Raw genomic sequence first — 12,764 nt, 5'->3', positions numbered from 1 at the left:
CACCCTCACACCCTCACACCCTCACACCCTCACACCCTCACACCCTCACACCCTCACACCCTCACCCCTTCATCCCTTCATCCCTTCATCCCTTCATCCCTTCATCCCTTCATCCTTTCATAACCTCACACGGGCACATCGTCACGTTGCCGGGTTCTCGGCAACGACCACATGCGCGATGAGGTGAAGATCAGTCTGCGCATGCGCATTGAGACAATCAGGCAATCATTCGCGACGAATTCGCCTGTTGCCAGACAAGAACGATAGTTATATTCCTGATCAGACTGGCGGTAAAAGCCTCTACGAATCGCTCGAAAGCCGAGCCCTGGAGAATCGGGCAGCCAACTATCGGGTGATGCCCTCACGATCACAAGGAATCAGAAGATGAAAGATGCACTGTTCGGCCCTGCGGGATGGACTCCAGACCGTATCGACTCGCTCGCGGGCAAAACCTTCGTCATTACCGGCGCCAATGCGGGCGCAGGGTTTCAGGCTGCACGCATTCTCCTGTCAAAGAAGGCCAGAGTGGTGATGCTGAATCGCAGCGCCGAGAAGTCGCATGCTGCCGTGAACGATCTGCAGCAGGAATTCGGTACGACAGCCGAAGTGAGTTTCATCCGCATGGATCTGGCGGAGCTCGCATCCGTACGCGCGACGGCAGAGGAAATATCGAGAACCGTGCCACGCATCGATGCACTGATCTGCAATGCTGCCATCGCTCAGGTTCCAGGCCGCAAGCTGACTCCCGACAGGTTCGAGAGTCAACTCGGCACGAACCACTATGGACACTTCGTGCTCTGCGGCATGCTCTTCGACCGAATCGAGGAATCAGGAGGTCGGATCGTCGTTGTGGCCAGTCTCGGTTACAAGATGGGACTGCGCACGATTCGCTTCGACGACATGAACTGGGACGTAGGCTACAGCGCCAACCCGGCCTACAGCCAGAGCAAGCTGGCGCAGATGATGTTCGCCTACGAGTTGCAGGACCGGGTGAAAGAGGCTGGCAGACACATCGAAATCCTTGTCTGTCACCCTGGCTCTTCCGCGACGTCGCTGATCAAGACCAGCGGCGGACTCGGCACCAGGATCATGTTCGGGCTCATGTCACTCTCGCCTCTGGTGCAATCGGCAGAAAAGGGAGCCTATCCGGAAGTCATGTGCGCCACTGAAGAAGGTCTCGAACAGCGCGCCCTCTACGGCCCCACCGGACGCATGGAATGGGTTGGCCCGGTGGGTCGCGGTACGCTCGAACCCTACGCTTACGACAAGCCGGTCATGAACAGACTGTGGGAGCGTTCGGAGAAGGATACCGGCTTTTCCTGGTCGCTCTGATCGGCCATCCCGACACCTCGAAAGACAGGTCTGACACCAGCCAATCCTGTCTCTAGACATGTCGCCCTCTTTACAGTCGGCAGTAACAGCCCTTCAGGATCGGTGGTTCACGGGGCAGGAAAAAAACGCTTCAGGGTGAAATCACTGCCCACAAAAAAGGGCGCCTGAACAAGGGCGCCCTTTTTCTTTCAGCGGCATATCCCTTGCCGCCTGGTTCAGAACAGGCTGCAGAGAGCCCCTTGCTGCTACTTGCGCTTGTAGACCCGTACGTAATCGATCTCCAGAGCAGGATTGGCAAACTCGTTCAGATCGTTGGCGTTGGGGTAGCGCTCGTTGGATGCTCGACCCAGACCACCTGAATTGGTCGGGAAGTTGGTCCAGTTGCCACCCATTGCAAGGTTCAGCATCAGGTAAAGCTCTTCGAAATCCGCTTCGCTGTTGTACATCTCGCTCATCTTCTCACCATCGATGTACCAGACTACCTTGCCCTGAGTCCACTCTACTGCATAGACATGGTAGTCCTGGCTGTAGTCGATACCGGTGTAAACCTGACCACTGGGCTGCGGCTTGATGAAGTTGGCATCGCCGCTATACGTGGCTGTCACGTTCTTGAAGTAGTGGAAAGAGTTGTAGATGTACCAGGGAGCGTGACCCAGGTTCTCCATGATGTCGATTTCAGTCCGCTGAGTACCTTCCCAGGCGCGATTCTCATGGAACAACCAGAAGGCAGGGAACGTACCGACGTGACTTGGAATCTTGATGCGAGCTTCGAAGTAGCCATATTTCTGGCTGAACTTCTCGTGTGTGGACAGAGCGCCTGACAGAAATGTCTGCTGTGTGGAGATCTCATCCAGTGAACCGTAGGTCTTCTTGTTGCTGTGGTTCTTCAACGGGTTCTTGGCAGCCCGGATGGACAACGTCGAGCCGTCGAACTGGAAGGGGTTGTAGACCGGAACGATATCGTTCTGATGTTCGCTGTCCGGACTCAGAACGTTCACGTAGAACTGATCTTCACCATTGATGACACGGTACTCGTATCGTTCGCCGTTGAATTCACCGTCCCAGCGCAGCTGCGAGTGCCATCGATAGGGGTTCAGTGCGGTGCCATTGAATTCGTCACTGAAGACCAGTTCGTAGCCGTCCTTCTGGGTGACTTCGGGATAGTTGTAGGAGGCGGGATCGATCAGGCTCTGGACGCTGGCGGCGTTCTGGTCACCTTGTACGGGTGCCGGTGCCAGGCCCGCGCTGCTGACAGCATCGTTTTGCGCTGTAGAGGTGGAGCTACTGGCAGCACCGGTAACATTGATCTTGACAGTGTCTGACTGTACTGATTTGTTACCGCTGGCGTCAATGGCCTTGACCGTCATCGAATGTTCACCAACCCAGAGGTTGCTGCTGCTGTATTGCAGATTGCTGGTTTCACCTGCGACAGCACCGTCGACAGTGACTTCGTATCGAGAGGCACCTGATACGGCATTCCATTCCCATTTGACCCCACCATTTCCGGTTTCGCTGCCGCGAGGACTCTGTGGCGCCTGGAAACTGCTGCTGGCACTGGCTGCGACCGGTGTCGTGCTGACGGTTGCAGAGTTAGAGGATGAAGTGCTGGATGAGGAACTTCCGCCAACCACGACACTGCGAGCCAGTGATGAAGGGTTGAATCGGGAGTTGACGACGATCTTGACCGTTGCCGTGCTGGAGGAATAATTGCCGTTGGCGTCAATCGCTCGCACTCGCATGGAGTGATCACCCGGCCACAGATCACGACTGTAGTATTGAGGATCGCGGGTGATGCCCTTGTAACTGCCGTCAATGGAGACTTCGTAAGTCACGGCGCCGGGAACACTGGCCCACTCCCACTTGACTACGGATTGGGCAATTTCTGTGCCCCGAGGGTCTTTGGGAACCTCGATGGCATAGCTTGGAGTGGCAAGGAAACCGGACAAGGCTAGTAACAGGCATGACCTAATTACAATCTTCTTACTAGTCATCGTTAATCGTCTAAAGTATCGAAGTGATTTTCGTGAGCAGCACTGGCCCTACCCTGGTGCACCGCCACAATCGTCACTAAACATTTGGATAGGCCGTAAACATCCCCCACGAATCGTTCCTCTCGCGGTAAATGAAATACGGCACATGAAATCAGCCGCCTGCAGAACCGCCCTGAAGATTTCAGGACGCCATGCAGAGGCAAACGTAAACAATCTCAACTGATGGAAAGTCTAAAGGAAAAGACCCACGAATCCGGCCAATCCTGCCTTGTTATTCGTGAGGATTTGGACATGATTAACGAGTGAACAAGTGCCGAAATGGCCGTGCCATAACCTTTGCAATTACTGCACAAGTGTTATTAGTGACTGCTTGGCAACGATAACGCCTTAGCTAAGATGGCGCCAGAATGGGCTTTCAGAACATTTGCAGGAATTATGATGCCTGAATTTCGAGCGACATCACGCTTCGAATTTCTCGCTTAACACCTCAGCTGATCAGCTCAGGCTTACCAAGATGAAATCCTTGCCCGAAGTCGATGCCAATGTTCTTCGCTGCCCGAAGCAACTGCGGGGACTCGATGAACTCGGCCACCGTACGCTTGCCCATTGACCTGCTGATATCACTGATGGCCTTGACCAGGGTGAAATCGGTGTGGTCCTGCAATATATCCTTGATAAGCAGACCATCGATCTTCAGAAACTCGACCGGTAGTTTTCGCAGATAGGCGAACGAGGACAGGCCGGAACCAAAGTCATCAATGCCGAATCGGCAGCCGATCATGGCCAGTTCGCTCATGAAGGCTCCCACCTTGGACAGATTGGCGATGGCGGCAGTCTCGCTGATCTCGAAACACAGCTTGCTGGCCGGCACGTTGCTGTTTTCAATGAATCCGATCAGTCGGGAAGCGAATTCCGGGTCCGTGATGGAGCCCGCGGACAGGTTGATGGCCACATGCCGAATATCTTCCAGCATTCCCGGATTGGCAGAGAGCCAGTTCAGTGTCAGCTTGATCGCCCGCTCGTCCAGGGTTGATATCAGACCGTAACGTTCTGCGGCAGGCAGAAACGCTCTGGGCACCACCAGTTCGCCATCCGGCATCTCCAGACGCAGCAGCATTTCCAGGCGCAGACCACGTGCCTGCCTGTCGTCCAGTGCCATGATCTTCTGGCTGGCCAGGCGCAGCCGGTCGGTTTCCAGGGCGGAATTGATTTCCTCGACCCAATGCGTGGAGACCTTGCGATTACTGGCATTGCCTTCGCCATCACGGTAGACCACCACCCGATTGCGACCTTCGTTCTTGGCGAGATAGCAGGCAGAGTCGGCAGCGGCAAACAGTGACTCGATGCTGTCCCAACGATCATCCACGATCACCAGACCGACACTGACTCCGATGGTGAACCGGTTTTCATGCCAGAGGAACTGGAAATTCTCCACCTCGTGACGAATCTGATTGGCCAGCTTCAGGGCCTCCGGAACATCACATTTGTACAGCAGGATGCCGAATTCATCCCCCCCAAGACGGGCCAGCACATCGCTCTTGCGCACCAGAGAATCGAACAGCTGCGTCAGCTGGCGCAACAGTTCATCTCCTGCCTGGTGACCACAGGTGTCGTTGACGATCTTGAACGAATCGAGATCGAGAAAGCACAGCGCATGCGATTTACGGCTCTGTCTTGATGTACACAGGGCCTCCTTGACGGTCTGCTCGAAACTGCGGCGATTGATCAGGCCGGTCAAGGCGTCATGATTGGCATGGTAGGCCATGGTTTCCGCCTGCCTGACCGTGGCCGTGACATCGCAGCCCACTCCACGGTATCCGACAAATTCCCTGGCCATGTTGAAAACCGGGATACCGCTGTAGCGCACCATGCGCGAATCACCGTTGACCGACCAGCGAAACTCGAAATCCCGGAACGGCTGACAATCGCGCAGCAAGGCCAGATGCTCGGTCCAGTGGGACTCCTCATTGATGTTGGCCGGGTGGTCCAGCAACTGATCCAGCGTTCTACCCACGATGTGCTCGCGTGGGATTCCCAGTACTCGCACCAGACCATCCGAGGCAACCCGGAAGGTCAGCTTGGCATCAAGCTCCCAGAAGAAATCGGCAGCGGCACTGGCATAGTGACGGTAACGCTGTTCATTGGCCCGAATGCGCTTCAGGTCAGCCAGCTGATGGTTGATGACTTCGGCAGGCAACACCGTGCCGCCGTCAGTGACTGGCTCTGACTGGCCGATAATGGCCACATCCACGAAGGACAGCAGTATGGCGTCTGCACTCCCCCAGTGTATGCGAGTGACCTTGGCAATGAGTCGCACCTGGCTGCCGGTCAGCGATGCGGCTTGCAGATTCAGGCGCTGGGTGTCGACGGTCGAGGCTATCTCGCTGCCGCTGCCAGCGGCACTGGAGATCAGTCCCAGCTCCCGGTCTTCGAAGATATCGGCGGCACTGGCATTGTCCATCAAGGCCTGCGCACTGGGATAACCGAACACATTGGCAGCAATGTCATTGGCGTAGAGAACACCATCGCCATCGAGAATGAGACTGCCCTGAATGCCACCATTGACCAGAGCCTGATAATCGAGAGTCTGCTGTGCGGGCGGGCCACCGAGCAGACGAATGTCGATACCAGCCACCTTGTTGTCTGCTGCAATCAGTGGCGTGCGAACGATCATCATGCGTACCGCCCCCCTGTCGCCAGTCAGGCTGATGGTGCTGATGCCCGCCTCTGCCGAAAACATGATCTGACTGTCGAGCGCCATCTGTTCGCGCGCCACCTCGCCTTCGAACAGGTCGAAATCGGTCTTGCCGATGACTTCATCGGGCGACTGCCGACCCACACTGCGCGCAAAGGCCATCGAACAGGCGCGATACACCAGTCGTCCATCCTTGAGTGCGACACGATCAGCAGATTGTCCAGGCACGCCGCCCCGACTCAGCATCTGCACGATCGTTCAACACCTGGCCAACTGGAATTCACGGGGTTCAATTCAACTTCTCTGGTCCTGCCGGAAGTGAATTGATTATAGTTTAATTGTCCATTGGCAATTGCGGATCAGATCAGAGTTTTTTGTTGGTTTTTCGCCACACTGATGACGACTACAAGTTACGCCTGTACTGTCCCCCGACTTCAAAAAGCACCTCTGTCAGTTGTCCGAGTGAGCAGACCTCTACCGCATCCATCAGCGCAGAGAACACGTTTTCACCCGCCATTGCACTATTCCGAACCCGCTGCAGGGCAACAGGCGATCTCTCACGATGCGCCGCATGAAAGGCTTCAAGCCGTGCTATCTGATCCTCCTTTTCCGCATCGGATGAGCGCGCCAGCTCGACAGTCTGTGGTGGCTCTTCCTGCGGGTTGAGAAAGGTATTGACCCCCACGATGGGTAGGGAACCATCGTGTTTTCGATGTTCGTACAGCATGGATTCTTCCTGAATCCTGCCCCGCTGATAGCCGGTTTCCATGGCGCCCAGTACACCACCACGATCGGACAGGCGATCGAATTCCTGCAACACGGCCTGCTCCACCAGATCGGTCAGCTCATCGATGATGAAGCTACCCTGGTTGGGATTTTCATTGCAAGCCAGTCCCCACTCACGGTTGATCACCAGCTGTATGGCCATGGCCCGGCGTACCGATGCATCGGTTGGTGTGGTAATGGCTTCGTCGTAGGCATTGGTATGCAGGGAATTGCAATTGTCGTAGATCGCGATCAGCGCCTGCAGCGTGGTGCGGATATCGTTGAACGCCATCTCCTGAGCATGCAGTGATCGGCCGGATGTCTGGATATGATATTTCAGCTTCTGACTGCGCTCATTCGCACCGTAACGCTCGCGCATGGCCACCGCCCAGATGCGCCTGGCCACCCGCCCCATGACCGTGTATTCGGGATCCATGCCATTGCTGAAAAAGAAGGACAGATTGGGTGCAAAATCGTCGATGGCCATGCCTCTTGCCAGATAGCTCTCGACATAGGTGAAGCCATTGGACAGGGTCAGTGCAAGCTGCGTGATCGGATTGGCACCGGCTTCGGCAATGTGATAACCGGAGATGGACACCGAGTAGAAATTGCGCACCTCATTCTCGATAAACCAGGCTTGTATATCAGCCATCATCTTCAGACTGAACTCTGTCGAGAAGATGCAGGTATTCTGCCCCTGGTCCTCCTTGAGAATATCGGCCTGTACCGTGCCGCGAACCTGTTGAAAGGTCGAGCGCCGAATGCTCTGCCGTTCGCTGTCATTCGCCGCACGGCCCTGTTCCGCTTCGAAACGCGCCAGCTGCTGGCGCAAGGCCGTCACGAAATAGAACGCCAGAATGGTCGGTGCCGGACCGTTGATGGTCATGGAGACAGAGGTTGCCGGATCGCACAGATCGAACCCGTCGTACAGATCCTGCATGTCGTCGACGGTGGCAACAGACACACCGGCATTTCCCACCTTCCCGTAGATATCGGGACGTCGAGCCGGATCATGACCGTAGAGCGTGACGGAATCGAAGGCGGTGGACAGGCGCTTTGCCGGAGCATGCTCCGACAGTGCCTTGAAGCGGCGATTGGTACGCCGAGGCCCGCCCTCACCGGCAAACATGCGGGTTGGATCCTCGCCGCTGCGCTTGAACGGAAAGACGCCGGCCGTGAACGGAAAATGTCCCGGCAGATTGTCGCGCCGCAACCATGCCAGCAGATCCCCGTGATCGGAATAGCGCGGCAAGGCCACCCGTGACACGCGTGTACCCGACAGGCTGGTGACATGGGTACCGGTGCGAACTTCGCGACCCCGTACCTGCGAGACCAGTTCATCGGCAGAGTAGGCCTCCAGGGTGGCGGGCCAGTCTCGCAGCAACTGTCGCGTATCGGCGTCCAATTGCGCCTGGCGCTGATCGATCAATGCCCGCAGCGAAGCCGGAACGGCTTCGTCGACATGTTGCATCGCAGCGTTGTGGCTCGATGCATCATCGACTGCGCGCCGACGCTCTGCCGGCGCCGCCTCCTCCTGCGCCGGGCGTACGATTGCTCCCTCGCCCGATCCCGAGGCAGCATGCAACATGGCTGCTGCCGCCGACAGTTGCTGGATTTCCCGCACCAGTTCGGCCTGTGCGCTGGTCTGAGTATGGTAGTCACGCAGACAGATGGCGATGTCGGACAGGTAGCGTTGCGCCGAGGAGGGAATGATGGCTGACTGTCGGGTACTGGCACGCACGGACACACGTGGCAGAGCCCCGTCGGACAGGCTCAGTCCATGCTCACGCAGCTTTTCTGCCAGCGCCTGATACAGGGCAGTGACGCCATCGTCGTTGAAGCGTGCGGCGATGGTGCCGAACACCGGCATCTCGTCCGGTGTCTGAGCGAAGGCCGCACGGTTGCGCTGTACCTGCTTTCTGACATCACGCAGCGCGTCGTCACCGCCCTTTCGCTCCAGCTTGTTGATGGCCACGATATCGGCAAAATCGAGCATGTCGATCTTTTCCAGCTGGCTGGCAGCGCCGAACTCCGGCGTCATGACATACAGGGAGACATCACTGATATCAACGATACCGGCATCCCCCTGGCCGATTCCGGGCGTTTCCACGATGATCAGATCGACTCCGGCCAGGCGGCAGGCCGCCACCATGTCATCCAGTGCCGCAGGGACTTCTGCGGCTGCAGTGCGCGTCGCCAGCGAGCGCATGTACAGTCGTTCGTGCTCGATGGCATTCATGCGGATACGGTCACCGAGCAGCGCGCCACCGGTCTTGCGTCGCGTGGGGTCGATGGCCAGCACGGCAATGGACAGCGCATCCCGCTGATCCAGCCGCAGGCGTCGCACCAGCTCGTCGGTCAGAGATGACTTGCCCGATCCACCGGTGCCGGTAATGCCCAGTACGGGCGCAGTTCGCGACAGACCGGCGGCAGCCGTGCGTAACGACTGTTGCTGAGCAGGCGTCAGTTCCTCGTTCTCGAGCGCACTGAGCAACCGCGCCAGGGGCCCGTGCGTCGCCTGTCCGAACGTCTGCGACTGTGGCTCAAGCACCGCATCGAGCGCGCTATCTGCCGGCGGCAGCCGGGCCGCGGACAGGCGTCGAGTGGTGTCGATCATGTGCTCGATCATTCCCTGCAACCCCATGCTCTGCCCATCCCGGGGGGAATAGATATGGGCAACACCGTACTCATGCAGTTCGCTGATTTCCTCCGGAACGATGACCCCGCCACCGCCGCCGAAGACAGCGATATGCTGTGCGCCCTGCTCACGCAGGCAGTCGATCATGTACTTGAAATATTCGACGTGACCGCCCTGGTAGGAGCTGATGGCGATGCCCTGCGCATCCTCCTGAATGGCCGCAGTCACGATCTCGGACACCGAGCGGTTGTGTCCCAGATGCACCACCTCAACGCCTGATGCCTGCAGCATGCGTCGCATGATATTGATGGAGGCATCGTGCCCATCGAACAGACTGGCTGCCGTGATGAATCGCAATGGGATTGCCCTGGCATCAGGGACAACGGAAAGTGCGGCGTCGGACATGTCGAGACTCCTTCAGACTGGCCATCAGCATGCCGCCTCTTGACGTTAACGTCAACGTTAACCTACTCTTCCCGCATGAATACTTCTCCCAGTGATCTCGACCCCGTGTTCTCCATTGCCGAGCTGGCTCAGGAAATGGATATCACGACACGCACCATTCGCTTCTACGAAGACAAGGGCCTGTTGCGTCCCGCCCGCCGTGGTCAGCAGCGCGTCTACTCACGAGCAGACAGAACGCGCCTGAAACTGGTTCTGCGTGGCAAACGCCTGGGCTGGCCATTGGACGACATACGCGAGATGATCGAGCTGTACGACACCCCGGACGGTGAGCGCAGGCAGCTGGAAGTGATGTTGCGAAAACTCTCGCACAGCCGTTCAGTCCTGCAACAGCAGCGCGAGGATATCGACCTGGCGCTGCGGGAGCTCGAGGAGATCGAAGAACGTTGCCAGCTGCAGTTGCAACAGACATGAGTGCGGGGACGGACAGGCCATGTGCGGATGTCACGAGCGCACAGCCTCACCCGTTTTCCGACACTTGCCACCCACACCACTCAGGTGATTTTCGCCATGAACACACACTCTTCCGACCCGATCGTCATCGTTGACGCGGCCCGTACTCCCATGGGGGGCTTTCAAGGCACCCTGTCTCCCGCCACTTCTCCACAACTGGGCGCGGTCGCCATTCGTGCGGCCCTGCAGCGAGCCGGGATCAACGGCGAGGATGTGGATGAAGTCATCATGGGCTGTGTCCTGCCTGCCGGCCTCGGTCAGGCACCGGCACGCCAGGCGTCACTGGGAGCCGGCATTCCGCAAGCGGCCGGCTGCACCACCATCAACAAGATGTGCGGCTCCGGCATGAAGGCGCTGATGTTCGCCCATGATCTACTGCTGGCGGGCAACAATAGCGTCATGGTGGCCGGTGGTCTCGAGAGCATGAGCAATGCTCCCTACATTCTGCCAAAGGCGCGCAGCGGATTTCGCATGGGCCATGGCGAGGTCAAGGACCACATGTTTCTCGACGGTCTGGAAGATGCCTACGAACCGGGCAAGCTGATGGGCTGCTTCGCCGAAGCCACGGCCACCCACTATCAGTTCACCCGGGAGGCACAGGATGAGTTCGCCATCACCTCACTCAAGCGCGCGCAGCAAGCCATGCAGTCGGGTGCCTTCGGCAAGGAGATCGAACCGGTCATCCTTGACACCCGCAAGGGTGAACAGCTCATCAGCGAGGACGAGCAGCCGCCGAAAGCCAACCTGGACCGCATCCCGTCCCTGCGCCCTGCGTTCAGCAAGGACGGCACGGTCACCGCTGCCAATTCGAGTTCGATCTCCGATGGTGCTGCGGCCCTTGTATTGATGCGAGAGTCCGAAGCCGAGCGCCGTGGTCTGACCCCGAGAGCCCGTATCCTGGGGCATGCCACTCATGCCCAGGCGCCGGCCTGGTTCACCACGGCACCGGTGTATGCCATGGAGAAGCTGCTGGACAGATTGGGCATGCAGAGCAAGGACATCGATCTGTACGAGATCAATGAAGCCTTTGCGGTTGTCACCATGGCGGCCATGCAGGAAATGTCGCTGCCGCACGAGAAGGTCAACATCCATGGTGGTGCCTGCGCACTGGGACATCCCATTGGCGCTTCGGGTGCACGCATCATCGTCACTCTGCTGAATGCGCTGGAACACCATTCGCAATCCATCGGCATGGCTTCACTGTGTATCGGCGGGGGCGAGGCCACAGCCGTCGCCATCGAGCGACTGTCATGATGAGGCTCAGCGAAGAGCAGCAGCTGATTCGTGACACCGCGCGCGATTTCGCACGCACGGTGCTGGCTCCCGAGGCTGCGAACAATGATCGCGAATCACGATTTCCTGCCGACGCCATCCGGGAAATGGGACAGTTGGGGTTTCTGGGCATGCTGGTGCCCGAAGCATTCGGCGGTGCGGCGGCCGATAACGTGGCCTACGCCCTGGCACTGGAGGAAATCGCCGCCGGTGAAGGCGCCTGCTCCACCGTCATGAGTGTACATAACTCGGTGGGCTGCATGCCCATTCTCCGTTTCGGCACGGATGAACAGAAGACGCAGTACCTGCCGGCCATGGCCGAGGGACGCCTGCTGGCAGCCTTCTGCCTGACCGAACCGGACGCCGGGTCGGATGCCGCGGCCCTGCGCTGCACCGCTGTGCGCGACGGTGATGGTTACCGACTCAATGGCACCAAGCAGTTCATCACCTCGGGCAAACACGCGGATATCGCCATCGTCTTCGCTCGCACCGGAGAGGGCAAGCAGGGTATCAGCAGCTTCATCGTGCGAACCGACAACCCCGGCTATATAGTGAACCGCGTGGAGGACAAGCTTGGCCAACGCGCCTCGGATACCTGCCAGATCCAGTTCGACGACTGTCTTGTCCCCCTCGCCGACCGGCTGGGCGACGAGGGAGATGGCTACCGGATTGCCTTGGCCAATCTGGAAGGCGGGCGCATCGGCATTGCGGCCCAGTCGGTGGGCATGGCCCGAAGTGCCTACGAACACGCGTTGGCATTTGCCCGGGAACGCCGCAGTTTCGGCAAGCCGATCATCGAGCACCAGAGCATCGCCTTCAAGCTGGCCGACATGGCGACCCAGATCGATGCGGCCCGGTTGCTTGTCCTGCGTGCTGCCGATTTGCGCGATGCCGGTGAACCCTGTCTGGTGGAAGCCTCGATGGCCAAACTGTTCGCCAGCGAGATGGCCGAGAAGGTCTGTTCGGAGGCCATACAGATACACGGCGGATATGGCTATTTGCGCGACTACGCAGTTGAACGCATAGCCCGGGATGTGCGAGTCTGTCAGCTGTACGAGGGAACATCCGAGATTCAGCGTCTGGTGATCAGCCGAGCACTGGCTGGACAGAGCTGAACCGAGGCGGATGCCTGCCGAAACGCACTTGCCGGAGCCAC

7 protein-coding genes are annotated in these 12,764 nt (G+C 58.3%); 4 read left to right on the top strand and 3 right to left on the bottom strand.

All coding sequences use genetic code 11. The features are described 5' to 3' along the window. Positions 1-384: 384 nt before the first annotated feature. Positions 385-1,332, top strand: coding sequence for an SDR family oxidoreductase (locus tag ACUNV4_RS03435; RefSeq protein WP_430877095.1), 948 nt, complete (start codon positions 385-387; stop codon positions 1,330-1,332). A gap of 245 nt (positions 1,333-1,577) precedes the next feature. Here the strand turns inward: ACUNV4_RS03435 and ACUNV4_RS03430 are convergent, their stop codons facing one another. The 3 genes from ACUNV4_RS03430 to ACUNV4_RS03420 form a co-directional block, all read right to left on the bottom strand. Then, complete coding sequence (locus ACUNV4_RS03430; RefSeq protein WP_430877094.1) at positions 1,578-3,278, bottom strand: glycoside hydrolase family 16 protein; 1,701 nt, start codon at positions 3,276-3,278, stop codon at positions 1,578-1,580. A gap of 532 nt (positions 3,279-3,810) precedes the next feature. Further along, a complete protein-coding gene (locus tag ACUNV4_RS03425; RefSeq protein ID WP_430877093.1) occupies positions 3,811-6,246 on the bottom strand; it encodes an EAL domain-containing protein in 2,436 nt (811 codons plus the stop codon). 175 nt (positions 6,247-6,421) lie between these two features. Beyond that, positions 6,422-9,826, bottom strand: a complete 3,405-nt coding sequence (locus ACUNV4_RS03420; protein WP_430877092.1) for a methylmalonyl-CoA mutase family protein — start codon at positions 9,824-9,826, stop codon at positions 6,422-6,424. Positions 9,827-9,901: 75 nt separating this feature from the next. Here ACUNV4_RS03420 and ACUNV4_RS03415 point away from each other — a divergent pair, with 75 nt between their 5' ends. The 3 genes from ACUNV4_RS03415 to ACUNV4_RS03405 all read left to right on the top strand — a co-directional run bounded on the left by ACUNV4_RS03415 (position 9,902) and on the right by ACUNV4_RS03405 (position 12,723). Continuing rightward, positions 9,902-10,297 (top strand): MerR family transcriptional regulator, encoded by a 396-nt coding sequence (locus ACUNV4_RS03415; protein WP_430877091.1) that lies wholly within the window; start codon positions 9,902-9,904, stop codon positions 10,295-10,297. A 96-nt stretch (positions 10,298-10,393) separates the two neighbouring features. Beyond that, a complete protein-coding gene (locus ACUNV4_RS03410) occupies positions 10,394-11,590 on the top strand; it encodes an acetyl-CoA C-acyltransferase (RefSeq protein ID WP_430877090.1) in 1,197 nt (398 codons plus the stop codon). Then, positions 11,587-12,723: an acyl-CoA dehydrogenase family protein gene (locus tag ACUNV4_RS03405; RefSeq protein ID WP_430877089.1), complete on the top strand. Its 1,137-nt coding sequence runs from the start codon at positions 11,587-11,589 to the stop codon at positions 12,721-12,723. The genes ACUNV4_RS03410 and ACUNV4_RS03405 overlap by 4 nt, the downstream gene beginning before the upstream one ends. The last annotated feature ends 41 nt before the right edge of the window (positions 12,724-12,764 follow it).

Source organism: Granulosicoccus sp. 3-233 (genome assembly GCF_052681095.1).
Note: the sequence above shows the minus strand (reverse complement) of the source record. Positions and strands in the feature narration are given on the sequence as shown.

Coding starts and splice junctions, on each gene's coding strand:
- ACUNV4_RS03435 (WP_430877095.1), top strand. CDS start 385: ATGAAAGATGCACTGTTCGGCCCTGCGGGATGGACTCCAGACCGTATC.
- ACUNV4_RS03420 (WP_430877092.1), bottom strand. CDS start 9,826: ATGTCCGACGCCGCACTTTCCGTTGTCCCTGATGCCAGGGCAATCCCA.
- ACUNV4_RS03415 (WP_430877091.1), top strand. CDS start 9,902: ATGAATACTTCTCCCAGTGATCTCGACCCCGTGTTCTCCATTGCCGAG.
- ACUNV4_RS03410 (WP_430877090.1), top strand. CDS start 10,394: ATGAACACACACTCTTCCGACCCGATCGTCATCGTTGACGCGGCCCGT.
- ACUNV4_RS03405 (WP_430877089.1), top strand. CDS start 11,587: ATGATGAGGCTCAGCGAAGAGCAGCAGCTGATTCGTGACACCGCGCGC.